Source organism: Marinomonas sp. G8-14, from assembly GCF_055808935.1.
On the sequence record NZ_CM147891.1, the window covers coordinates 326,646 to 350,131 of the forward strand.

The following is a 23,486-nucleotide window of genomic DNA, read 5'->3' on the forward strand; positions in this document are numbered from 1 at the left end:
CCACTATGAAAATAAAAAACCTCTTGCTTGGATCGTTAACCTCCATGGCTTTAGTGACATCTGGGCAGTCTTTGGCTGACTATCCGAATAAAGATATTCAGGGCATTATCATGTGGGGAGCGGGTGGCTCAACCGATTCCGTCATGCGCTCTGTTACGCCTTATGCTGAAGAAAAGTTGGGTGTTGATGTCATCATGACTAACCGCTCTGGTGGTGTTGGGGCGATTGCCACCAAATACGTTTACAGCCAAAAAGCCGATGGCTATACCTTGTTGATGGGAGCTGAAAATCCACAGATGCATAAAGTACTGGGGTTATCTTCTATCGACTACAGCGACATGATTCCGATTAATATTCTGGCCCGTGGTACGCCGATCATTGTCGCCAATAATGACGCGCCTTATAACACGTTTGAAGAGTTTGTTGCTTATGTTAAAGCGCATCCTGGTGAAGTGAGAACGGGGATGACGGGGAACGGCGGTTTAACTTCCATTGTGTTAGCTATGTTGGAGTCTCAGGTGCAATTAGACCTAACGCCTGTACCTTATAATGGCGATGGTCCTGCCTTGACTGCTTTGCAAAGTGGCACCATTGATGTGATGTCATCGGTGATTGGTGCGGCTTTGGATCATATTCAGGCAGGTCGCATGAAGGTGATTTCGGTTATTGATGCGAAAGAAAATAATCTATTACCAGGCGTTGCGCCCATTACCGATACTTATCCTAAGTTGTCGTCTTACCTACCTTGGGGGCCATTCTTCGGTATTTTTGTGAAGAAAGGTACACCCACAGAAGCCGTTGATAAGCTGGTTGCGGCGTTCCATTCTGCTGCTGAAAATGAGTCATTTAAGCAACTTATGGCAAAGCGTGGTTTTGAAATAATGAATGAGTCCGGTGCTTCGGCAGAGGCCTTTCTAGAACGTTATCGTTCGGTTTCGTCTTGGATTGTTTACGACTCAGGTTTTGCGAAAAAGTCGCCAGCAGACTTTAACATCCCGCGTCCATAATCAGCGCAAAGGAGGCGATGCTATTACTGCCATCGCCTTTGCTTTCTTTAGTAGGTAATTCTTTGTTATGAACCGCATGTGTATTACTTCTGAGCAATTCTTTAATTTGTTGTTGCTTGTATTCAGCTCATTTTTTCTATACCACGCTTTTCACATTACGGAAGACAGTGGTTTAGGATCATCGGCATCGATTCCAATTATGGCCTGTAGCGTGATGGTGATGGCATCTCTTATGGCTCTTGGTAAGTCTATTTTCTCCAGTGCTAGGCCAGTCGAGAAAATACCTAAGGCTGTGTTCCTTGTTCTGTTGATGATTCTACTGTACTCGCTTTTTTTAGAAGACATTGGTTTTTTGATCTCTTCTTTGGTGTTCATTGGCGTTTTGGTTTTCGCTATTAATGGTTCTCGCTTAGTGACGTCGTTTGCTTTGGCCTTGCTGGTGGTATTGGTGACGTACCTAGTCTTCCGAATTGTTTTTAAGGTGATGTTACCTGAGGGAATGATTCCTGAGCGTGAAATCTTGTTTTACCTAAAGAACTTGTTTAATTAAAGGAGAGAAAGCTTTGGATTCTTTAATGTATATGCTCAATGCGTGGATCTCCCTTGATTACGTGTTACTGACGGCGCTAGGGACGTTACTGGGTATTTATGTGGGCGCCATTCCTGGTTTGTCTGTCACTATGGCGGTCTCAATTTTGATCTCATTTACTTTCTCTTGGGATATTAACAATGCCTTGTGTTTGATGATTGGTATCTACATGGGCGGGGTTTACGGTGGGTCACGTACTGCTATTTTATTGAACATTCCGGGTGCTCCCGCGGCCATTGTGACTGCGCTTGATGGCTATCCATTAGCGAAGAAAGGGTTAGCAGGGCAGGCGATTGGTTTGTCTACCATTATGTCGGTGATTGGTGGCTTTGTTGGTATTGCCGTGTTAGCGGTGGCGGCCCCTGCGGTAAGTGATTTTGCCTTGTTGTTCCAACCTCGTGATTATTTGCTGTTGGGGGTTATGGGGATCACCTTGGTTGGGGCTTTATCGGGTAGAAGTTTAATAAAAGGCATTTTCGCTGGTGCTTTAGGCATTGGTATCGGCACAGTGGGGTTAGACCCGCTTACGGCAGAAGAACGATTCACATTTGGCTATGTTGAGTTGTGGAGTGGTATTAGCCCTGTTGTGGTGATGATCGGCTTGTTCGGTTTAACCGAAGCCTTGGTGCAGTTGCATCATCTTGATAAGGCGATGATTAAGCAGAAGGTGGATAAGATTGTCCCTAAATTTAGAGATATTAAGAAACATCTGTCGTTGAGTCTTCAAAGTTCATTTATCGGTGTGGCGATAGGCGCATTGCCAGGAACAGGCGGTGAAATTGCTTCTTTAATGGCTTACGACCATGCTCGTCGTGTAACGAAAAAGCCTGAGGTGCCTTTTGGTGAAGGCGCAAAAGAAGGTCTAATCGCAGCTGAATCATCTAATAATGCTGCTGTGGGTGGGGCGTTTATTCCCATGTTGACGCTTGGGATTCCGGGCGATGCTGTGACAGCGGTGTTTATTGGTGCCTTGTTTATTCATGGTGTGAACCCAGGTCCCTTATTGATCGAAACTCGCCCAGATATGTTTTGGTTTATTGTGGGAGCATTATTGTTAGCGAACGTCTTTTTGCTGATTTTTGGTCTCACTGGCATCAAGGTCTTCTCTAAAATTATTCAGTGTCCAAAAGGCATCTTGATACCTATTATCTTTTTGTTATCGATTGTCGGAGCCTACTCGATCCATAACAGTGTCTCGGATATTTGGTGGATGTTGGCGTTTGGTGTGATGGGGTATTTCATGCGTCGTCATGGGTATCCGCTGGGGCCTATTATTTTAGGGGTCATTTTAAGTCATCTTATGGATGAGAATTGGCGTCGTGCCATTTTGGCGGAGCGTAATGATTTGGGGGCATTTTGGGCGAATCTTTTCAGCAGTCCTTTGTCACTTACTTTGTTGCTTATTATTGTATTTGTTGCGCTTTCTAGTACGCCATTCTGGCGCATTCTGAAGCAAAAGTTTTCTAAAAAATAAAAAGAGGTTGATATGCAATTTGTGGTTACTGCGTTTGATTATGAAGATGCTTTAGAACGTCGTTTAGAGCATCGTGAAGCGCATTTGAGTGGTCTACGAGCTATGGCAAAGCAAGGGACTTTTATTAGCGGTGGTGCCATGGTTAATGAGGAAGGCAAGATGATTGGTTCCAACGTTCATGTAGCGTTCCCTGATTTAGCCGCTTTACAAGCTTGGTTGGATTCTGATCCATTCACCGTACACAAAGTATGGGAAACCACCACTATTCACGAGATCAAACTGCTGGCGATAGATTGATTTTGGCTTTACCAAATTTAGTTGGGCAATAAGGAAGCTCAAGTGTTTAACGGGTATAAATGATTCTTCCTGATTCTCGAATCTGTGCTAACAAGGCTTGGTTGGTGAGGTTGTTTTCATCCACCAAGTCGATCAGATATGGGCTGTTTAAATCGTCTAGTTCAATACGAAGCGTAGCAATGAGGTCCGGTTTTGGTGTTGAAATAGACAGGTCTATGTCTGATCCGTTGCGAAAGTTTCCTGTGGCGCGGGAGCCAAACAGAGTCACTTTTTCAATGTCTGGATACTTTGCAAAGGTCTCTGACATTTTTTCCAGTAATTGATTTGGAATACCGTATTGGGAAAGTGTCATAGGGTAGACAATTTTTCTTTGAGTTGGATGAAGCAGGCGTTATAACTTTCTCGTACCTTTGAAAATTCTGTTTCAAGAATACTGGCATCGTAGGCGTGTACCGTTTTGTTTCGGCTTTCGATCATGTCCATCCATGTTTGACCATCTTTAATTAGGCCAATGTTAAACGCCAGTCTTGTGGCGGTTCTTGATCCTGTGATGTTCTGATGACCTTCGTATTCTAGATAGTCTTTTAACACCTTCCATGCAAGTTCGTGAGTGAATTCGAATCGCTGTAGAACACCTTCTTTTATGATGTTTGGCGATTGTTCGTCGTAGGCTTCGACGGCTTCGTTGAGTTGCAACAACGCTTTTTTATAATTCTCAAATCGCTGCTTCCAACGTGCTGATGGTAGATTTTCTTCGGTCATGCCCTTGTTATCTCTTTGGCCTATATATTATGGCATTATGCCACAGATTACGTTGAGTGGAAGGTAGGTTGTTTTCTACGTTCGAATGGGTGTGTTTAAGCGTTACTTGTAAGTGTTTCTTAACTGATTTTGTTTGAAGATATGTTATGTAGACCTGATAACAGAGCAGGGATTTCATCGACTATAATGCTCCAGAGAATATCATCATCTACGCCTAAATAGCCGTGAATCAGACGGTTGCGTGTTGCCACAATCATTCTCCAAGGGATGCCACTATTTTCAGCGCGAATATCGTCAGGTATGTGAGTAGCAGCTTCACCTATTAATTCAATATTTCTAAGTGTCGCATCGTACGTGAGGTGATGGCTTATAAAACTGGCCTGATCCATACCTTCTGTATAGGAAAGTACTTTCTCGGCAAAGCCGATCATATCGTCAATATAGAGTCGCCATTCTCGTTGTCCCGCATTAAACATTGACTTTGTCTCGCTCTATATAAGGTCGAAATTCTGGTCTCAATGCTTTATCCGTTACTAAGTCAACTGGGCAGCCAAGTAAATCTTCCAGATAGAATTGGACGCCAAAATAGCGTTTTGCCGTGGCACGGCCATCAAAGGTGACTAACACATCAATATCACTCTGTGGCGCTGCAGTGTTGCGTGCAGTAGAACCAAACAAGGCTAGGTCGATAACACCATAGCGCCTTGCTAATTCTTTTTTACTATCTGCTAGTATTTTTAAAGCACGATGCTTATCCATACTTAACACCCATGTTGTTGTGTTGAAAGTAATTATAGCGTGAATTTAACGCTTAGCGACAAAAATACTCCGCCAAGGCTCGCCATTGTTGTTCTGACTGGGCTGCAAGCATTTCGCCGTCTAGCATGGCTGGGTTATATTCTTGGCCGTCGAGTGTTCGACAAACTCCGCCCGCTTCGTTGTAAATCAGTACGCCAGCGGCGTGATCCCATGGCAGCATTTTGTAGGTGAGGCTGAAGTGAAAGTGGCCTTGGGCGATTTGGCGATACGCTGGGCAAGAGGGCAGGTTATTGATGCGCACAAAGCGACTTGCTTTGAGGGCGAAGTCTTGTTTTTTCTGTCCGGTGTAGGAGTTAACGGACATGATGCCAAAGAGCTTATCAAGGTCGGTCTCTGCGGTGGTGCTGAGATGTAAGGCCAATGGAGCTTGAGTTGGCGTTTGATGCGTGCCTTTGTTATTCATGGCGTTGCGTTGAAAAAACGCCCCTTCGCCTCGATTGGCATAAACCCAGTCATCGTTCACTGGGTCATACAGCAAGCCAAAACGTGTTACACCTTTCACCACCACGGCGAGTATCATGCCAAACTCGGATAAACCATGGGCGTAGTTCCATGTGCCGTCGATAGGGTCGATGATGACGCAGGTGTCAGCGGTGGCAATGTTGTCTGTGGTAGAAGGGTCTTCCGCCACGGCTTCTTCACCGACGATGTCCCAGTCTGGAAAGGCGTGTTGGATTTCTTTGGTAATAAAGGCTTCGCTGGCTTTGTCGGCCATGGTGACTAGGTCGGTGAGGCTGCTTTTGGTTTCGACATCCGCCGCGCTCAATTGACGAAAATTAGGCATGACGATCTCTTGGCCAGCTTGACGGACGATATTGATCAGTCTTTCTTGCGTTGCTTTATCGAGGTTCATCTTTCGTCACTCCTTTTGCATTCCCCAAGGTTCACGAATTATACCTGATGAATACGAGAATTAATGGGTAATTGGTTTAGTTTTGAGTCGATTTCATGCATAAAAAAGATCTATTGAATAATCACTAGATCTTTTTTTATAGTTAGATATCACCTTATACAATGAGTGCTGATTAAGACATGATAAGTCCACCATCGACATTGATTGCTTGTCCTGTAATGTAACCAGCATCAGAGCCAGCTAGGAAGGCGATTAACCCTGCAACTTCCTCTACTGTGCCTGCACGTTTCATCGGGATGTTTTCTACCCAAGAATTCATTAGTTCTCCTGGTTTAAAGTCGCCCATTAGTTGTCCCCATACACGGTCATTGTAGTCCCACATATCGGTATGTATGATGCCAGGGCAGATGGAATTCACCGTAATGTTATTTGTTGCCACTTCTTTCGCTAAGCTTTGTGTTAGTCCTATGACGCCAAATTTGCTAGCTGCGTAATGAGGTGTATAGATAAAACCATCTCTTGCTTGACCTGAGGCTGTGTTGATTAGACGACCACCGTTACCTGCTTTTTTCATGTAGCTGATGGCTTCTTTACAGCAAAAAAACATGCCTTTGGTATTTACATCTAGAGTTATATCCCAGTCTTTTTCAGTGACATCTTCTAGCTTTGAAATGCGAATAACCCCTGCATTTTGAATGGAAATGTCAATAGATCCCATCAATTCAAAGGCTTGTTTATAAAACACTTTAATAGAGTCTACCGAGCTTACGTCGCATTCGAGGAAGCTGATAATTTGTTGCGGATAGTCGTTTTTTAGTTTTTCTATCGTTTGGGCGTAATCTTTATCAATTGTACCAACAACAACATTGAACCCGTCGTGTAGAAAGCGCTCTGTAATACCTAAACCTATTCCTTTGTTACCACCACATACGACGACGTTTTTATATTTATTAGTCATAAAGTCACCTGTTAATTCCTGTTTGTTGAATAAAAATCCACATTAGAATATTTAATCAAAAAAGGTCAACAAAAAAGTTGTCTTGTAAGTTCTTTTTTAATGCTTGACAGCTTGTCCGGTGAATGATTAGTATTAAATGAATAATTAAACATATATGAATAAATATTCAATATAGTATAAAAACAAAATAATTTATTGGAGTGATACCTATGCTGCGCAGCCGAGTTGGTGCATCTTTCTTATTCGGTGGTTCTACAGGACCATTAATTGGCCTGTTGCTACTCTGTTTTTTCCTCTCTCTTACGACTGATTCTTTCTTTTCGTTACGAAATTTTGTCAACATCCTCGACCAAATAACGGTTCTAGGTATTCTTGCCGTTGGAATGACATTTGTGATTTTAATCGGTGGAATTGATCTTTCTGTTGGCTCCATACTTGCTCTATGCGGCATGGTTATGGGCTATTTTGCTAAAGAGTTAGGTTGGTCAATGGAAGCAGCTATCGCGGTTGGCTTACTTGTTTCTGCTTTGGCTGGTCTTGTGTCTGGGTTGTTAATTGCTTTTTTTCGAGTTCCTGCATTTATCGCTACGTTAGCGATGATGTCTGCGGCCCGTGGACTAGCAAATATGGTTAGTGATGGGCATCAAATTATTAGTTTTCCTGCATGGTTTAATTTGATGGCGGTCATCCGTTATGGCGGTGTCTTGACGATTACGGTTGGCATCATGCTCGCTGTGTTTGTTATTTGTTGGGCTTATCTAAAATTCACTTCGGGCGGACGTAGCCTATACGCTATTGGTGGTAACGCAGAAGTTGCCCGTCTTGCAGGTATTAAAGTGAAGCTACATACGGTCGGTGTTTATGTCTTTGCTGCGGTTTTGTCTGGTGTGGCTGGAGTATTACTTGGCGCTAGGCTTGATTCTGTACAGCCTCAGGCAGGTGTTTCATATGAGCTTGATGCGATCGCTGCTGTGGTGATTGGTGGCACTAGTTTGTCGGGCGGCACAGGCAGTTTAGTTGGCACCATTATTGGGGTTTTGATTATTGGTGTTCTGCGTAATGGGCTGAATCTTTTAGGCGTTTCTCCTTTCATGCAACAAGTGGTGATTGGTCTTGTTATTGCGTTAGCTGTCTCTATCGAGGCATTGAAAAAGAAATAAAAATGGATGCGTTGGTAATCAAATGAATGGATTTTAGATCGAAGTGTAAATCATCCGATGCTTTTATCGGATGATCTTAGAAGCCGCGGATAAGTGTTAAGCGGTATTTAATAAAAATAATAATCTAGGAGGGGAACCCCTTATGAAAACTAAAAAATTGCTATTATCTTGTGCTGTTTCTGCTTCTCTCGTGTCCGCTGGTGCTGGCGCAGCAGAAGTCAAAAAAATAGGTTTGGCTGTACCTAACTTGTCTGCTAATTACTTTATCCAGATTAAAGAATCTGTTGAAGAATATGCTGTGAAAAAGGGCATTCAGGTTATTACGGTTAATGCCAATGACGACAGCTCTACGCAGGTAAGCCAAGTTCAAGATTTAATGACTCAAAATATTGATGCTTTTTTGTATATTCCAGCTGGTGCTGCTGCGGCGACTGTACCACCTCGTTTGGCTCGTGCTGCCGGTATTCCTGTAGTGAACTTAGATCGTAATGCTGAAACTGAGCCAGGTGATACCTTTATCGCGGGTGAAGGGGTTAAATCTGCTTATGAGGTTTGTAATCACATTATCGGTTTAGCAAATGGTAAGGGTGAGATGATTATGATTCATGGCCAAAAGGGCGTAACGCCGGAAGTGAATCGTACCAAAGGCTGTGAGCAAGCGATTGCAGAAAACCCTGGAGTAAAACTGGTTGCTAATCAATGGAGTGAGCGTTGGTCACAAGACGAAGGCTTTTCTATTACTCAAAATCTACTTCAGGCTTACCCAAAAGTTAATCTGATTTTTGGGCAAGCTGATGGTTTAGCAATGGGGGCCGCTAAGGCTGTAGCTGCTTCGGGGACGAAACAAAGAGTGTTTATCGGCGGTTACGATGGTGATACTGGTGCATTGCTTGCTATCCAAAAAGGTGTGTTTGATGTGACTGCAACACAGAGTACACGTGCCATGGGACGTTTAGCTGTTGATTCAGTCATCAAACTTGCAGCTGGTGGTACGGTGCCAAAAGAGCAGATTATTGATGCGGTCTTAACGACGTCTGCAAACGTTGATGCATTTATTGTTGATCATCCGTAATCGTTAATTCTGGAGCTAACAAAATCATGACGACTGAACGAAAACCTATTCTCACTCTGCGTCAAATCCGTAAAAGCTTTGGTCCGACAGAAGTGTTACACGGTATAGATCTTGAGGTTTACCCGGAGAAGTCGTGGCGTTGTTGGGTGAAAACGGCGCTGGTAAGTCGACAACCTCCAATATCATTGCTGGTGGTTTTCACCAAAGCTCTGGGGAAATGACATGGATGGGTGAAACTTATTCGCCTAATAGTCCGCGAGAAGCAATTAATTCAGGCCTTGTACTTATCCATCAGGAGCTGCGACTACTGGAACATCTATCTATTGCTGAAAATGTCTTTATCGGTCGTTGGCCGAGCAAAGGTGGTTTTGTTAGCCGTAGAGAGATGGAGCAGCGAGCGCAAGCTCAGATAGAAAGACTTGGTCTGAACATTTCGGCATCCACTTTGGTGCGCGGTCTTTCAACGGCCAACCAGCAACTGATAGAAATAGCTAAAGCTCTTGCTCTAAACGCTAAGCTATTAATATTAGATGAGCCGACGGCGGCCCTTGGTGGAGCCGAGACCGAGCCTCTTGTTTAAACAAATTGAACGGTTAAAAGCTGATGGTGTTGGGATTATTTATATTTCTCATCGCTTAGAAGAGATACGTAAGGTGGCAGACCGTCTGGTGGTTATGCGTGATGGAAATACAGTAGAGAACTTTGATACTGGTGATGTCCCAATTCGAACTATTGTTGAAAGCATGGTAGGACGAGATCTCAACCAAATGTTTCCCACCATACCGGTGCCTAAAGACGAGGTATGCATAGAAGTCAAAAACTTATCTTCGCCAAATGGTACGTTCCACGATATTAATTTTTCCGTTAAAAAAGGCGAAATATTTGGTATTGCTGGTCTTATCGGTGCAGGTAGAACTGAAATGGTTCGAGCGATAACTGGCGCAGACCCGATCGCAACGGGACAAGTTTTTTTGCATGGTAAGGATATTACGCCTAGTACACCTACGCATTCTATTGAAAATGGTGTGGTACTTGTGCCTGAGGATAGAAAGCTACAGGGGTTGGTACTCGACCATTCCATAGAAGACAACATCGCCTATGCGAATTTATCCACGATTTCCAAATTCGGTTTTATTAGCCCTGGTAGTATCAAAAAATACGCAGCAGCGGGTATAGCTCGTTTTGGTGTAAAGGGTAGCGGTGGGCAAAACGCAGGTGAAATGTCTGGTGGCAATCAGCAAAAAGTGATTTTGGCTAAATGGCTGGCAAAAGATCCTAAAGTAGTTGTCCTTGATGAACCCACTCGAGGTATTGATGTTGGTGCTCGATCCTCTATCTACGAAATCATCGTTGAATTAGCTAATAAAGGCATTGCTGTCATTGTGGTGAGTTCGGATCTTGAAGAAGTGTTGGGCATTTCCAATCGCATTATGGTCATGGCTGAAGGAAAAATGACGGGGATTTTGGATCGTGATAAGGCGAATGATGTCTCGGTGATGGAGTTAGCGACAGCCTTCGGATAGGTAGGGTTTGTCTATGATTGTAAATTTTAAATATCTTCAATTAGGTAAATATGATGCTTGATTTCAATATAAATGCAGCCAAACTTTTTGATTTATCTGGACGAGTGGCTATGGTCACTGGAGCTGGAAGTGGGATAGGGCAATGCATTGCTCAGGCCTTGGCTAGTGCTGGCGCTAAGGTTACTTGTTTTGATTTACGCGATGACGGCGGTTTAGCTGACACGGTGCAAAGCATTAAAAGCATGGGTGGTGACGCGATTTCTTATACTGGCGACGTGTGTGATTTTGAATCTTTACGATCTGCTGTTCAGTTGACAGAAGACACTTATGGCCGTCTTGATATTGCTGTGAATGCTGCTGGGATTGCTAATGCCAATCCTGCGTTAGATATGCAACTAGACCAATGGCAGCGAGTGATTGATATTAATTTGACTGGTATTTGGCATTCTTGTAAAGCTCAAGCTGAATTAATGGAAAAAAGCGGTGGAGGCTCAATTGTCAATATCGCTTCCATGTCTGGCGTGATTGTGAACCGTGGCTTGGAGCAGGCTCATTACAACACATCTAAAGCCGGCGTAATCCATCTAACAAAAAGTCTAGCAATGGAATGGGTCGATAAAAACATACGTGTTAACTCTATCAGTCCTGGCTACACAGCGACACCAATGAATACTCGACCAGAAATGATTCATCAAACTAAAGAATTTGAGCGTCAAACTCCCATGGGAAGAATGGCTAGAGTTGACGAAATGGTAGGTCCTGCGATCTTTTTATCTTCTGATGCTGCGTCATTTTGTACGGGCGTAGACTTATTGGTTGATGGTGGATTTGTCTGCTGGTAAATCAGCAGATTTTTTTGATTAAATCGAATAAATATTCATGTAAGAAATTTAATTCATACCACCTTATTTAACAGGAGGATATATGAATCCTTTTAAACTAGAAGTTGAGGGGCTTGAACGCAAAGCGCGTTCAGTCCGAAGAAAGATAATTAACCTAAATGCGAACAGTCCGGCAGGCGGGCACACAGGGGCTGATTTGTCTCAGGTAGAAATCGTTACCGCTTTGTATTTTCGTATATTGAATTGTGCGCCAGATCGTTTAACTGATGATACTCGTGATATCTATATTCAATCTAAAGGTCATGCTGTTGGTGGTTATTATTGCTGCCTTGCTGAGGCGGGTTATTTTCCTGAAGAGTGGCTGTCAACGTATCAACATAATGACTCTCATTTACCGGGTCATCCTGTTCGTCAGAAAACCCCAGGAGTGGAATTAAACACAGGTGCTTTGGGGCATGGTCTTCCTGTTGCAGTAGGGATGGCATTGGCAGCGAAACGTGATGCTAATCCAAGGAAAGTGTATGTACTAACGGGAGATGGTGAATTAGCGGAGGGGAGTAACTGGGAAGCGGCTTTGGTGGCGGCTCACTATAAACTTGATAACCTTATTGTGATCAATGATAAGAATAACTTGCAGCTAGCAGGATCCACTGAATCAATTATGAAAACGGACCCGCTAGATAAAAAGTGGCAGGCGTTTGGTTTTAATGTCACTCAATGTGATGGCAATAATGTGGCCTCGGTTGTTGAGACTCTAGAAGGGCTTAAAGCAGAAGGTAAACCTAATGTGGTGATTGCCAATACAATAAAAGGTGCAGGGGTTTCTTTTATTGCCGGGCGTCCAGAATGGCATCATAGAGTGCCTAAAGGTGATGAAGTGGAACTTGCATTAAAGGAGTTAAGTGATGTCTAACAGTGAACATTTTGCCAATATTATGGTGCAGTGCTTTATCGATGCCGTTCAAAATGGTGTAGATCTCGTTCCTGTCGTTGCGGATTCAACTTCTACTGCAAAGATTAAACCTTTTGTAGATGCTTTTCCTGATCGCCTTGTTAATGTTGGGATTGCCGAGCAAGTATTAGTCGGTACCGCCGCTGGCTTGGCGTTGGCGGGAAAAGTGGCCGTAACTTGTAATGCAGCACCTTTTTTAATTTCTCGTGCAAATGAGCAGGTAAAAGTGGATGTTTGCTATAACAATACCAATGTGAAGTTATTTGGGTTGAATTCTGGTGCCAGTTACGGACCTTTAGCGAGTACTCATCACTCAATAGATGATATTAGTGTCATGAGAGGGTTTGGTAATATTAGGATTTTTGCACCCAGTTGCCCACTAGAATGTAAGCAAATCATCGATTATGCGATAGCAGAGGAGGCACTCGTTTACATTCGTATGGATGGTAAAGCATTACCTGAATTGCATGATGAAAATTATCAGTTTGTTGCTGGTGAACCGTCTTTGCTTCGCTCGGGAAAACAGGTGGTCATTTGTGCTTTGGGGTCTGTGGTTCACGAAGCGGTAGCTGCGTCTGATGTATTGAAAGAACAAGGAATAGACGTTTCTGTGGTCAATGTGTCATCTATTCGTCCTCTTAATAAACAGACTTTAGCTAAGATGTTCGGCGAGACGAAGCACATTATTAGTGTGGAAGAGCATAATATTAACGGCGGACTGGGTAGCGTGGTTGCTGAAATTATGGCGGAACAGGGCATTGTTGCTAAGTTAGTGCGTCTTGGTGTAGAAGATGGTGGTTATGCCGCCGCAGGAGACCGCCCTTATACTCGTAAAATGCTATCTATTGATAGTATGGGGATTGTTGCTGTGTGCCAACAGCTGTTGCAAAGCGAGACATTGAATGCGTAAGGTGATTTTAGCCATAGATGAAGGAACGACAAATGTTAAGTCGTTACTTTTGGATCCGCTCGGAAAGGTCATTGGTAAAGGTTCTGTCCCTTTGTCTATTAGTCATCCCTCAGTTGGGTTGGTTGAGCAGGATCCTCTTGAAATCATCGAAAAGATGAAAGAGTCTATTGCACTAGCAGTTGGCTCGATTGCTGAAAGTGTTCAAATAGAAGCGATTGCAATCAGTAATCAGCGGGAATCTGTTTTACTTTGGGAAAGAAGTACTGGTAGGCCTTTGACTCAAGTCATAAGCTGGCAATGTAGGCGTTCAGAGTCTCTTTGTGAGATCTTGCGTCAAGATGATGTATTTAGTCGTTATGTACAACAATCGACTGGGTTAACGCTTGATCCGATGTTTCCCGCTACGAAAGTCTCCATGGCTCTGCAACAAATTCCTGATGGTCATATTCGAGCGGAAAAAGGAGATATTTGCATCGGTACTATTAATACTTGGATGGTCTGGAATATGACCAATAACGTATTTGTGACCGATGCTTCTAATGCTTCTCGAACACAGCTTTATAATATTGGTAAGCAAGTTTGGGATGACACTGTTTTAGAGCGATTAGGGATTCCTAATGCAGCGTTGCCTCCTGTTGTGGCTTCTTCTCATATCGTTGGTTTGACTCGTGAGTTTGGTGTGCTTCAGCAAGGTATTCCTGTGGCATCTCAAATAGGCGATTCTCATGCTGCTTTGTTTGGGCATGGCGGTTATAAAACAGGGGTTGTTAAAGCAACCTATGGGACTGGCAGTTCAGTGATGGCTGCGATGCCGACACTACCGAGTATTCGCAATGAGATCAGTACCACAATAGCGTGGGAGGATTCGACATTATTTTATGGACTAGAGGGTAATATTACTCACACTGGCTCGGCGATAGATTGGACTCGACGCATGCTAGGTGTCGAAAGCATGGACGCTATGTGCCAGTTGGCTGCTCAGGCGGATATCGATCATTCTGTATTTTTTGTACCGGCCTTGTCTGGACTTGGTGCACCTTACTGGGATTTAGATGCGACTGGTATTTTTTGTGGGTTGAAAAGCGCAACAGAGCGAGCAGATCTTGCTCGAGCGGCTTTTGAGTCGGTACTCTTTCAGGTAGCAGATGTGTTTTATATGATTGCCGAAGAATTACCAGAAGCAATAGAGTGTCTTTGCGTCGATGGTGGTCCAACATTGAATAATTGGTTGATGCAGGCCCAGGCAGATTTACTTGGTGTTCCTATTCGTAGAGGAGGTGTTGCTGAGGTCTCCGCGGTTGGTGCTGGTTATCTTGCTGGGCTTGCAATTGGCTGGTGGAATAATAAGGAAGCGCTTTCAGCATTTGAAAGTGATGGAACTTTATTCACCCCTAGACAAGGTAAATATGATTACTGGCAAAATCGTTATCAGGAGTGGGCATTGGCTGTTAAGAAATGTCGCTTATGTTAATGTTTCAAAATCGCTTCAGCAGTGATTCTATCAGTGATTAGCACATCAATGTAGTTTCCAGATAAAGCGCCTTTTATGGCTTCTACTTTATCTAGGCCGCCCGCTAGGGCAACGACGAGTTCACATGATTCAAGTTGTTCTAGCGACATACCTATTACAGGGTCATCTTCAAGCTTAATAACCGGCTTACCTTCTTTATCGTAGTAATGTAGACAAATGTCGCCTACGGCACCTTTGCTAGCCAGTTCTTTTAATATCTTTGTATCGTAGTAGTTGCCAGAATTTCGTAGTAGGTTCGATGGTTCAAGCATGCCGATGCCGACAATGGCAAGGTTTACTTTATTAAACATTTCCACTACTTCTGATACTTCGTCTGTGCTGAGCAGTTTATTTTTGTCTTCTAGAGAATGCTCAATACTTTGTGCTGGCAGCATAAAGGCATCACAGGACAGAATATCCGCCATGTTTTGCGTTAGTATGGTTGCCTGAATATTTCCATTGTGTCCGACACCACCTAACACTTGAATAACGCCTTTTGCTTTTGCTTTGGTTGAGTGTAAGTGGTCGACCATGGAGCGAATGGTATCACTCCAAGAAGAGATACCAATTAGGTCACCGTCTCGTAATGATGTATCTAAATAATGGGCGGCTGAAGAGCCTATTACACGTTTGATCTGTGCATCACTGGGGTTATCTTCAATGTCGACGACAATTACGTTAGAGACGTTGAAACGCTGTTGAATTTGGGATTCTAAACCAATAAAAACAGAAGGCGGCTGAATAACACTGATTTTTACTATGCCCTCTTTGAGACATCGAGTAATCGCTCTAGACACTTGAGATTGTGATAATCGTAGTGTTTTTGCTATGTCTGCTTGCTTTAAACCATCTTGGTAATAGAGTGTCGCTATTTTTAATAGCAGTCTTTTTTCATCAGCTTTTGACATTATTTCTTGGTCTCTCAACAGTCTTTTGTTCTTGAGAACAATGATAAAGGTCGTATCACAAAAATACTATCCTTTCGCTTGTTTAGCTAATGATTCTGCCATCATACTAAACAAGCGTATCTAGTTGAAATAAGGGTATTTACGCCAATTGCCTTGCGCCGCTGCTGTCACTTTGGTGGTGCAGTAGGTTGTCGACGGTGGTTTGGGCGATGTGGTTGAGTGCTTCGATGGTGAAGTAGCCTTGGTGGCCTGTTACGACGACGTTTGGAAAGGTGAGCATGAGCTGGAAGACGCTGTCTTGGATGATGTGGGAAGACATGTCTTCAAAAAAGATTTTGTTTTCTTGCTCATAGACATCTAAGCCGAGGTAGCCGATTTTACCGCTGTAAAGAGCGTCGATGGCTTCTTGCGCGTGGACCAGGGCGCCACGGCTGGTGTTGATGATCATTACACCGTCTTTCATTTTGTCTAAGCTGTGTTTGTTGATGAGGTGATGAGTGGAGGCGTTCAAAGGACAATGCAGGCTAATGATGTCGCTTTGTTGGTAGATCTCATCCAGTGTGATGTATTGGCAGCCTTGGTCAATAAGTTCTTGTGATGGGTATAAGTCATAACACAGAACACGGCAGCCAAAGCCTTTCATGATGCGGCAAAATGCCGCGCCGATGCGTCCTGTGCCGATGCAGCCAACGGTCTTTCCGGCTAGGTTGAATCCCATTAGTCCTTCAAGGGCAAAGTTGCCTTCTTTGACTCGGTGGTAAGCACGATGGGTTTTGCGATTCAGGGTCATAATGAGTGCAACAGCGTGTTCGGCAACGGAGGTCGGGCTGTAATCTGGCACGTGAAATACCTTGATGCCTTCGGCTTTGGCGGCTTCTAGGTCGACGTTATTAAAGCCGGCGCAGCGCAAGGCGATGGTGTTGACGCCTTGTTGTTTTAACAAGTGAATGACGTCGGCATTAACGTCGTCGTTGACGAAACAAGACACCGCATCAAAGCCCTTTACTAAGCTGATCGTCTCCATACTGAGGCGACTTTCAAAATAGGTCATGGACACGTCTGCGTCTTTTGTGAAGGTGGCGAGGGTTCTTTTGTCGTAAGGTTTGCAGGAAAAAACAGCAACTTTCATAAAACGTGGTCCTGTCGTTTTGTTTAAAAGGGTCTGTTATTTATAACTTAAAAACCTCGATAACGCTTGGGTTTCATTTATAAAGCTTGACGTAGCGCAAGAGAAAGGGGGAGGCATCTTACCTGTCCTGCCCCCTTTTCTATTGTTTACTGAGATAAGATATCGAGGGTTTTAAGTAACCACTCTAGCTCTTGTTCGCCTTCTAAGCGTGACGCCATGTTTTTTTCATGCTCCATAACTCGTCCACTGAGCGTTTGGAAAAACTTTTTGCCGTATTTGGTCATGAATAGGGCGTATGAGCGACGATCATTAACAGCAGGTCGGCGCTCTAGGATATCCATTTTTTCAAGTTTATCCACGGCAGCGACCATGGCGGATCTGTCATTGCCAAGGGCTTGTGCCACGGCGGTTTGTGTTAAGCCAGGGTTGCGTTCTACGATGGCTATAATGGCAAATAGACCAGGGCTAATACCCAAGTCAGAACATACTTCGGAGAACTTGCTAAAAAAGTTCAGTTGGGCACGGCGTAGGCGATAGCCAACGAGGTTATTGAGTATGCCGAAATCTACCGATTGGTCTGTGTTTTTTGTATCGTCAGCCATGTGGGTCTCATTCTTTTTATTGGGTAAACAGGCATTGTAATATAAAAATTGATATTGGTGTAATGCTAAACTGTTGAGGACTCTATAGGTGAAAAAGCTGGCGCTGTGCCAGCTTTTTGTTGCTTATTGTGTCGAGGTGACCATTAGCTAATTAGATGAACCAGTCCTAAGCTGATGCCTGGGAAGATAATCAGCAAGGCGACCCTAACAAAGTCTGAGATCAAGAAGGGAATGACCCCTTTGAAACAGTCTTTGAGTTTTAGGGCATCATCAAAGGATTTAATGATAAAGACGTTCATACCCACTGGTGGTGTAATCAGTCCAACCTCTACGACAATCAACGCGAGTATACCAAACCAAATCCCCAAGTCCGCTTGCGGTATGCCAAAATCCATCACCATTATCATCGGGAAATAGATAGGAATGGTCAGCAATATCATGGCTAGACTGTCTAAGAAACAGCCCATTACCAAGTAAGTCAGTAGCATGCAGACGAGTATGGTATAAGGCGATAAACCTGAGTTCTGTATGAGTTCAACCCCTAAGTCTGGCAATCTGGATAGGGCAATAAAGACACTAAAAAGATCCGCGCCTAACACGATGAAAAAGATCATAGCGGAAGAAACAGCGGTTCGCATTAAGCAGACTAACAGGCCATCTAAACGCATTTTCCCATGGGTAAGCGCAAGAATAGCGGTTAAAATTACCCCGACGGAGGCGGCTTCTGTTGGGGTAAAAATCCCCATGTAAATGCCACCCAATACGGTCAAGAAAATCCCCGTAATGTGCCACACATCTTTCGTGGATTTAATTTTTTGAGACCAGGTGGTTTTTTCACCTCTAGGTCCGGAATTCGGATAAATACGCACATAGATAGCAATGGCAAGAATGTAACCACCCGCTGCTAAAAAGCCCGGTATAAAAGCCGCGATGAACATTTTTGAAATATTTTGTTCTGTTAATACTGCAAAAATGATCAATACCATTGATGGCGGAATTAAGATACCTAGAGTTCCACCAGCGGCCAGTGCGCCAGCCGCTAAACTGCCAGAATAATTAAGGCGTTTCATTTCAGGGAGCGCCACTTTACCCATGGTGGACGCTGTTGCCAAAGATGAGCCACAAATTGCCCCAAATGCCGCACAACCTGCAATGGCGGCCATGGCGATACCGCCCCGTTGACGACCAATCCAAGTATTACAAGTACGGAATAGCTCCGCTGTGATGCCTGAGCGGGTAGCGAGTTCTCCCATCAATAGAAATAAAGGGACGACCGACAAATCGTAAGTAGAAAATTTAGAAATGGGCGCCGTACCAAGGTATTCCAACAAGGCTGGAAAGCCACCAATAAGAGAGTAGCCAACCGCGCCACAAACGAGCATGGTTAATGCAATCGGAATACGGATGCTCATTAGAACGAGCAGGGCTGCCATCATGAAAAAGGCCAGCTCAATATTACTCATGTTTGTCTCCAACGATCGCGTGGAACAGGTTATACAGACCACACATGCCACAAAGTGTCATGGTGACAACGCCAACAACGTATATCCACCAAGTAGGTAAGGCGAGTAACATGGATTGCTCCATGTATTCCTTGGCTTCGAGGCCGCTAAGGCTCATGCGATAGGCAAAGAGAAACGCGACTACAGTAAAAATCAAATCGCTAAGCGTATCTAATTTAAACAGCGTGCTTGGTTTGCAATGTGCTGTAAATAGATCAACCACAACATGGCCTTTTCTGATGTAACATTCAGGCAGAAAAAGAAATATTGCCATGGCGAGACCCATTTCAGTGATTTCATAATCGCCTTCAATCGATTGACCAATGGTTGTTCTACCGATAATGCTGGCGACGGTAATCACCGCCAGCATTAACATGATAAAACCACCCGTTAGCGCAAATAGATTCGACAAACGACCTAGAATAGATCTGTTTATGTCTACAGTTAATTTGATCATGCTAACTCATCCAACTCGATGGCTTAAAAGTTTTGGTATTTTTGAATAAGCGAGTTTGCTTTATCCAAAAGACGTTGAGCCTCGTAGCCTTCCTTGTTCATATCTTCTATCCATTGTGTCGTAACAGGCGCCAGTGTTGTTTTCCAATGTTCGTATTCAGCGCCTTCGATGGTATTGAAAGTATTGCCACGATCAACCGCTTCTTTACGAAGCTACAACTTCATAAGCATCAAAGGCGTCGCCAATGAAACCTGCTAAAGGAACACCAGAGTTTTGATCGATGACCTTTTTAAGATCGTCAGGCAATTTGGCGTAACTGTCTTTGTTCATCGCGAAAATGAAGAATTGAGTATAGAAGCCTCGGTCGCCTTTAAACTCGGTTTGGTGTGTCGCCAACTCTTGAATTTTAAGTGGTTTAACGACTTCAAATGGTAGCGCAGTGACATCAATAACCCCTTTGGAAAGGGCGCTTGGCATGGTTGGTACAGGCATGAATACCGTATTGGCACCAATGATGTTTAAGGCGTCAGCAAGCATTTTGTTCGGCGCACGTACTTTAAGACCTTTTAGGTCTTCTAGTGTTTTAATGTCTTTTTCACGAGAGTGAAGAGAGCCAGGGAAATGCGTGTGCATTGCAAGCAAGTGAACATCTTTTAGTTCATCTTGCATTTCTGTTTCGGCGTATTCTTGTAAGGCCATACTGGTAACGCGAGCATTAACTGGCACAAAAGGCAGTTCAAATACGGTGGCTTTAGGGAAACGTCCAGGTGTATAACCACCGACCGTCCATGTTAGATCAACGATGCCTTTGCGGACTTGGTCGAATAACTGTGGAGGGCTACCGCCTAGTTGCATAGAAGGGTAAAGCTCAATGTGAATACGACCGTTTGAATCTTTTTCAACTTGTTCAGCCCAAGGCTGCAAGAAGTTGGCGTGCGCATTAGATGCTGGTGGCAGCATGTGGTGCAGCTTGAATGTATATTCAGGATCCGCCGCGATGGCATTGATTGACAGGATTGAGCCCGCAAGAAGCGCCAAGCTTTTTAGTTTTATTTTATTCATTTTAATCACCTGATTGTTTTTGTTATGTAAGTGCTTTTTTTATTGTTAAAGCGATGACAAATAATGATATCCGCCATTCTTTTTCACATTCCTTCCTAAGAATAATACCTTTTTGACACAAATTGTTGTGCTTTTCAACAATCGTCTTTATAGAATTTTCACTCAAGGTATTCAAAAAAAGTAACGCCCTCAAAAAAAGTTTGTAATAAAAATAGTTGTAATGTACAACATTAAAAAATCCCCAACTAATTAAACAAATATAAAACAGATGTGAGGGTAAAAATGAGTAAGGTTATTTCCCTAGCGCAAGCCGCCGATTTGATCCCTGATGGTGCCAATGTAGCTTGGTCTACAGTGGGCATGTCGTATTTTGCCGAAGGTGTTGCTAAGGCCGTTGAGCAACGCTTCATCGAGACAGGGCACCCACAACAGTTAACGTTAATTCATGACTGTGGTTGTGGTAATGGTAAAGAGGCTGGCATGTCGCACATGGCGCATCCGAATTTGGTGAAGCGTTTGATCTCTGGTCATACCGGTCAAGCGCCCAAAATGGCGCAGATGATCACAGATAATGCCATTGAAGCCTACCTGTTGCCGCAAGGCGTATTGACGACTATGTGGCGTCAGATTGCAGGGAATAAACCGGGCGTCATTACTAAAGTCGGCATGGGGACCTATGTTGATCCTTTAATTAGCGGCGGTAAGGTCACGTCTTTAACCACGGAAGACTTGGTCAAGCGCATCACGATTGAAGACGAAGAGTGGTTACTATATAAAAAATTCCCATTAGATGTGGTGGTCATTCGCGCCACAACCGCTGACGAAAATGGCAATTTGTCCGTAGAAGAAGAAGCTATGTTAGCGGAAATCTTACCTATGGCCCAAGCCGCTAAAAACAGCGGTGGTATTGTCATTGCGCAAGTGAAATACATCGCTGAACGACACTCAATTCATCCAAAAGAAGTCAAAGTGCCGGGCGTATTGGTAGATTACATCACCGTCGCGCCTGCTGAAGATCACAAACAAACCATTACAACCACCTATAACCCAGGCTTAGCAGGTAACTCACGGGTGCCATTAAACGCGTTGCCGCCTATGCCATTTAGTGATCGAAAAGTGATTGCCCGTCGGGCAGCCATGGAGTTGAAAGCCAACGTTATGGTGAACCTTGGTATTGGTATGCCTGACGGTGTTGCCGCTATTGCAGCAGAAGAAAAAGTCTCTCATTTGTTTACTTTAACAACCGAGCTTGGCACTTATGGCGGTATTCCAGCCTCTGGCGGTGACTTTGGCGCCGCGTGGAATGCGGATGCCATTATTGAACACGAAGCACAGTTCGATTTTTATGACGGTGGCGGTTTGGATATTGCCTTCTTGGGACTGGCGCAAGCAGACAAAGATGGCAATTTAAACGTCAGTAAATTTGGTCCTAAAGTCGTCGGGCCGGGTGGTTTTATCAATATTTCCCAGAGCGCTAAAAAAGTGGTGTTCTGCGGCACCTTGGTGAACGGCGCTAAGCTTGGTTTCGAAAACGGCAAGATGAAAGTGCTAGAAGAAGGCAAGGTGCAGAAGTTTGTCGAAGCGGTGGATCACATTACCTTTAGTGGTGCGGTGGCGCGTGCCAATCATCAGCCTGTGGTGTTCGTCACAGAGCGTTGTGTTCTTGAGTTGCGTCAAGAAGGTATGGTGCTGACTGAAATCGCCCGGGTTTGGATCTAGAAAAAGACGTATTGAGTGCCATGGCGTTTAGACCTGTGATAGCAGACGATCTTAAAACCATGCCAGAAGCCATTTTTGCCGAACAATGGGGTGGCTTGGCCAGCATCATGGCATCAGACGTTCAGTTATAAAAACAACAATAATCGATAAGCGAGAAAATTTTATGTCTATCAAGAATGTCGAAATTCCTTACGGCGCTTATTGGAGTACGCCGTTCACTAAGTGGCAAGGCTCATTACAGCATTTGCATTCAATGAAGTTTGCCGCCCATGTGGCGAAAGCCGAGTTAGCCAAACGTCATATCGATCCGTTGATTTTTGACTCAGGCGTATTGGGTATGACGGTGAACCAGTACCAATCTTTCAACGGTGCGCCTTGGCCTTTGTATGACATTGGTGCGGTAAACACCGCAGGCCATGCGGTGAATCAAGTGTGTGCGACCAGTGCTCGTGGTTTGTTTGCTGCCGCATCCGAAATTGTTTGTGGCATGGCGAATGTGTCTTTGTTGATCACAGCAGATCGTTGCTCAAATGGCCCACATATTTATTATCCGAATGCCAAAGGCCCAGCTGGCGCGTCAGAAGATCAAGTGACTTACAACATGATGAACGATTGTGTGGGCGGTCATTCGATGATGCAAACCGGTGAAAACGTCGCTAAGCGTTTTGATATCACCCGTGAAGAATTGGATCTGGTTACTTTCCGTCGTTATGAGCAGTATCAAGATGCGTTAAAAGACGATCAAGCTTTTCAAAAGCGTTATATGACGCTGCCGTTGTCTGTGCCAACCGCTAACTTCAAAAAAGAAGAAACGGTCATTACGGGTGATGAAGGGGTGTTCCCAACGACGCTAGAAGGCCTGCAGAAGCTGAAGCCAATTCAAGAAGGCGGAGTCATTACCTACGGTAACCAAACGCATCCCGCTGACGGTAATGCGTCGGCGATTCTTTGTCGCTCCGAAGATGTGGCATCCCTGACGGCTCGTCCTGAAATCAGAATTGAAGTGCTAGGTTTTGGGCAAGCTCGTGATGATCTTGCTTATATGCCAGCCGCGCCCATTGAGGCGGCGAAACGCGCCCTAGCGGTAGCGGGTATTGATATCAAACAAGTTTCCGCCATTAAAACGCACAACCCATTTGCGGTGAATGATGTGGCTTTGGCGAAAGCCATGGGCATCGATGTGATGACGATGAATAACTATGGTTGTTCGTTGATTTGGGGGCACCCTCAAGGACCAACCGGTATGCGCGCCATTATTGAGCTGATTGAAGAGCTGGTCATAAAAGGCGGCGGTTATGGTTTGTTTACCGGTTGTGCGGCAGGTGATACCGGTATGGCGGTGGTTATCAAGGTTTCAGATCGCTCATTATAAAATTTTA

26 protein-coding genes are annotated in these 23,486 nt (G+C 44.2%); 14 read left to right on the forward strand and 12 right to left on the reverse strand.

The window, feature by feature from the left end; genetic code table 11:
• The first annotated feature begins 5 nt into the window (after positions 1–5).
• From AC0L6V_RS01580 to AC0L6V_RS01595, 4 genes are all read left to right on the forward strand, one after another.
• Complete coding sequence (locus AC0L6V_RS01580) at positions 6–1,007, forward strand: tripartite tricarboxylate transporter substrate binding protein (protein ID WP_265216986.1); 1,002 nt, start codon at positions 6–8, stop codon at positions 1,005–1,007.
• A 67-nt stretch (positions 1,008–1,074) separates the two neighbouring features.
• Positions 1,075–1,557, forward strand: a complete 483-nt coding sequence (locus tag AC0L6V_RS01585; RefSeq protein ID WP_265216987.1) for a tripartite tricarboxylate transporter TctB family protein — start codon at positions 1,075–1,077, stop codon at positions 1,555–1,557.
• Between the two features lie 13 nt (positions 1,558–1,570).
• A complete protein-coding gene (locus AC0L6V_RS01590) occupies positions 1,571–3,070 on the forward strand; it encodes a tripartite tricarboxylate transporter permease (RefSeq protein ID WP_409419260.1) in 1,500 nt (499 codons plus the stop codon).
• A 12-nt stretch (positions 3,071–3,082) separates the two neighbouring features.
• A complete protein-coding gene (locus AC0L6V_RS01595) occupies positions 3,083–3,367 on the forward strand; it encodes a YciI family protein (RefSeq protein WP_265216990.1) in 285 nt (94 codons plus the stop codon).
• Positions 3,368–3,413: 46 nt separating this feature from the next.
• Here the strand turns inward: AC0L6V_RS01595 and AC0L6V_RS01600 are convergent, their stop codons facing one another.
• The 6 genes from AC0L6V_RS01600 to AC0L6V_RS01625 all read right to left on the reverse strand — a co-directional run bounded on the left by AC0L6V_RS01600 (position 3,414) and on the right by AC0L6V_RS01625 (position 6,759).
• A complete protein-coding gene (locus tag AC0L6V_RS01600; RefSeq protein ID WP_265216991.1) occupies positions 3,414–3,719 on the reverse strand; it encodes a nucleotidyltransferase domain-containing protein in 306 nt (101 codons plus the stop codon).
• Complete coding sequence (locus AC0L6V_RS01605) at positions 3,716–4,129, reverse strand: nucleotidyltransferase substrate binding protein (RefSeq protein WP_137169441.1); 414 nt, start codon at positions 4,127–4,129, stop codon at positions 3,716–3,718. The genes AC0L6V_RS01600 and AC0L6V_RS01605 overlap by 4 nt, the downstream gene beginning before the upstream one ends.
• Positions 4,130–4,248: 119 nt before the next feature.
• The gene (locus tag AC0L6V_RS01610) at positions 4,249–4,605 is read right to left on the reverse strand and encodes a HepT-like ribonuclease domain-containing protein (protein WP_265216993.1); all 357 of its coding nucleotides are present in this window, start codon (positions 4,603–4,605) and stop codon (positions 4,249–4,251) included.
• Positions 4,598–4,888, reverse strand: coding sequence for a nucleotidyltransferase family protein (locus tag AC0L6V_RS01615; protein WP_409419261.1), 291 nt, complete (start codon positions 4,886–4,888; stop codon positions 4,598–4,600). The genes AC0L6V_RS01610 and AC0L6V_RS01615 overlap by 8 nt, the downstream gene beginning before the upstream one ends.
• Positions 4,889–4,940: 52 nt before the next feature.
• Entirely contained in the window at positions 4,941–5,801 is an 861-nt protein-coding gene (locus AC0L6V_RS01620; protein ID WP_265216995.1) for an inositol monophosphatase family protein, read from the reverse strand.
• Positions 5,802–5,973: 172 nt separating this feature from the next.
• Positions 5,974–6,759 (reverse strand): SDR family oxidoreductase, encoded by a 786-nt coding sequence (locus AC0L6V_RS01625; RefSeq protein ID WP_265216996.1) that lies wholly within the window; start codon positions 6,757–6,759, stop codon positions 5,974–5,976.
• Between the two features lie 209 nt (positions 6,760–6,968).
• Between AC0L6V_RS01625 and AC0L6V_RS01630 the strand changes: the two genes are divergently transcribed.
• The 8 genes from AC0L6V_RS01630 to AC0L6V_RS01665 all read left to right on the forward strand — a co-directional run bounded on the left by AC0L6V_RS01630 (position 6,969) and on the right by AC0L6V_RS01665 (position 14,689).
• Positions 6,969–7,919 carry an ABC transporter permease gene (locus AC0L6V_RS01630; protein WP_265216997.1) on the forward strand — a complete coding sequence of 317 codons (951 nt, stop codon included), beginning with the start codon at positions 6,969–6,971 and terminating at the stop codon, positions 7,917–7,919.
• A 142-nt stretch (positions 7,920–8,061) separates the two neighbouring features.
• Positions 8,062–8,991, forward strand: coding sequence for a substrate-binding domain-containing protein (locus AC0L6V_RS01635; RefSeq protein WP_265216998.1), 930 nt, complete (start codon positions 8,062–8,064; stop codon positions 8,989–8,991).
• Between the two features lie 133 nt (positions 8,992–9,124).
• A complete protein-coding gene (locus AC0L6V_RS01640; protein ID WP_418138707.1) occupies positions 9,125–9,571 on the forward strand; it encodes an ATP-binding cassette domain-containing protein in 447 nt (148 codons plus the stop codon).
• Positions 9,564–10,514, forward strand: a complete 951-nt coding sequence (locus AC0L6V_RS01645) for a sugar ABC transporter ATP-binding protein (protein ID WP_265217000.1) — start codon at positions 9,564–9,566, stop codon at positions 10,512–10,514. The genes AC0L6V_RS01640 and AC0L6V_RS01645 overlap by 8 nt, the downstream gene beginning before the upstream one ends.
• A gap of 53 nt (positions 10,515–10,567) precedes the next feature.
• Positions 10,568–11,356 carry an SDR family oxidoreductase gene (locus tag AC0L6V_RS01650; RefSeq protein WP_265217001.1) on the forward strand — a complete coding sequence of 263 codons (789 nt, stop codon included), beginning with the start codon at positions 10,568–10,570 and terminating at the stop codon, positions 11,354–11,356.
• A gap of 82 nt (positions 11,357–11,438) precedes the next feature.
• The gene (locus tag AC0L6V_RS01655) at positions 11,439–12,269 is read left to right on the forward strand and encodes a transketolase (RefSeq protein WP_409419263.1); all 831 of its coding nucleotides are present in this window, start codon (positions 11,439–11,441) and stop codon (positions 12,267–12,269) included.
• Positions 12,262–13,218, forward strand: a complete 957-nt coding sequence (locus AC0L6V_RS01660; protein WP_418138708.1) for a transketolase family protein — start codon at positions 12,262–12,264, stop codon at positions 13,216–13,218. Before AC0L6V_RS01655 ends, AC0L6V_RS01660 begins: the two co-directional genes overlap by 8 nt.
• On the forward strand, positions 13,211–14,689 hold the full coding sequence (locus AC0L6V_RS01665) for an FGGY family carbohydrate kinase (RefSeq protein WP_409419265.1): 1,479 nt from the start codon (positions 13,211–13,213) through the stop codon (positions 14,687–14,689). The genes AC0L6V_RS01660 and AC0L6V_RS01665 overlap by 8 nt, the downstream gene beginning before the upstream one ends.
• Here the strand turns inward: AC0L6V_RS01665 and AC0L6V_RS01670 are convergent.
• The 6 genes from AC0L6V_RS01670 to AC0L6V_RS01695 form a co-directional block, all read right to left on the reverse strand.
• Complete coding sequence (locus AC0L6V_RS01670; protein WP_265217004.1) at positions 14,686–15,636, reverse strand: sugar-binding transcriptional regulator; 951 nt, start codon at positions 15,634–15,636, stop codon at positions 14,686–14,688. The two genes, AC0L6V_RS01665 and AC0L6V_RS01670, sit on opposite strands and share 4 nt — an antisense overlap.
• 139 nt (positions 15,637–15,775) lie before the next feature.
• A complete protein-coding gene (locus AC0L6V_RS01675; protein ID WP_265217005.1) occupies positions 15,776–16,765 on the reverse strand; it encodes a 2-hydroxyacid dehydrogenase in 990 nt (329 codons plus the stop codon).
• A 146-nt stretch (positions 16,766–16,911) separates the two neighbouring features.
• Positions 16,912–17,367, reverse strand: coding sequence for a MarR family winged helix-turn-helix transcriptional regulator (locus AC0L6V_RS01680; RefSeq protein ID WP_265217006.1), 456 nt, complete (start codon positions 17,365–17,367; stop codon positions 16,912–16,914).
• Between the two features lie 143 nt (positions 17,368–17,510).
• Entirely contained in the window at positions 17,511–18,830 is a 1,320-nt protein-coding gene (locus AC0L6V_RS01685; protein ID WP_265217007.1) for a TRAP transporter large permease, read from the reverse strand.
• Entirely contained in the window at positions 18,823–19,326 is a 504-nt protein-coding gene (locus AC0L6V_RS01690) for a TRAP transporter small permease (RefSeq protein WP_265217008.1), read from the reverse strand. Before AC0L6V_RS01690 ends, AC0L6V_RS01685 begins: the two co-directional genes overlap by 8 nt.
• A 204-nt stretch (positions 19,327–19,530) precedes the next feature.
• The gene (locus tag AC0L6V_RS01695; RefSeq protein WP_418138709.1) at positions 19,531–20,388 is read right to left on the reverse strand and encodes a TRAP transporter substrate-binding protein; all 858 of its coding nucleotides are present in this window, start codon (positions 20,386–20,388) and stop codon (positions 19,531–19,533) included.
• Positions 20,389–20,670: 282 nt separating this feature from the next.
• Here AC0L6V_RS01695 and AC0L6V_RS01700 point away from each other — a divergent pair, with 282 nt between their 5' ends.
• Positions 20,671–22,107 (forward strand): acyl CoA:acetate/3-ketoacid CoA transferase, encoded by a 1,437-nt coding sequence (locus tag AC0L6V_RS01700; RefSeq protein ID WP_418138710.1) that lies wholly within the window; start codon positions 20,671–20,673, stop codon positions 22,105–22,107.
• Positions 22,108–22,270: 163 nt separating this feature from the next.
• Positions 22,271–23,479, forward strand: a complete 1,209-nt coding sequence (locus AC0L6V_RS01705; RefSeq protein ID WP_265217011.1) for a thiolase family protein — start codon at positions 22,271–22,273, stop codon at positions 23,477–23,479.
• Positions 23,480–23,486 lie beyond the last annotated feature (7 nt).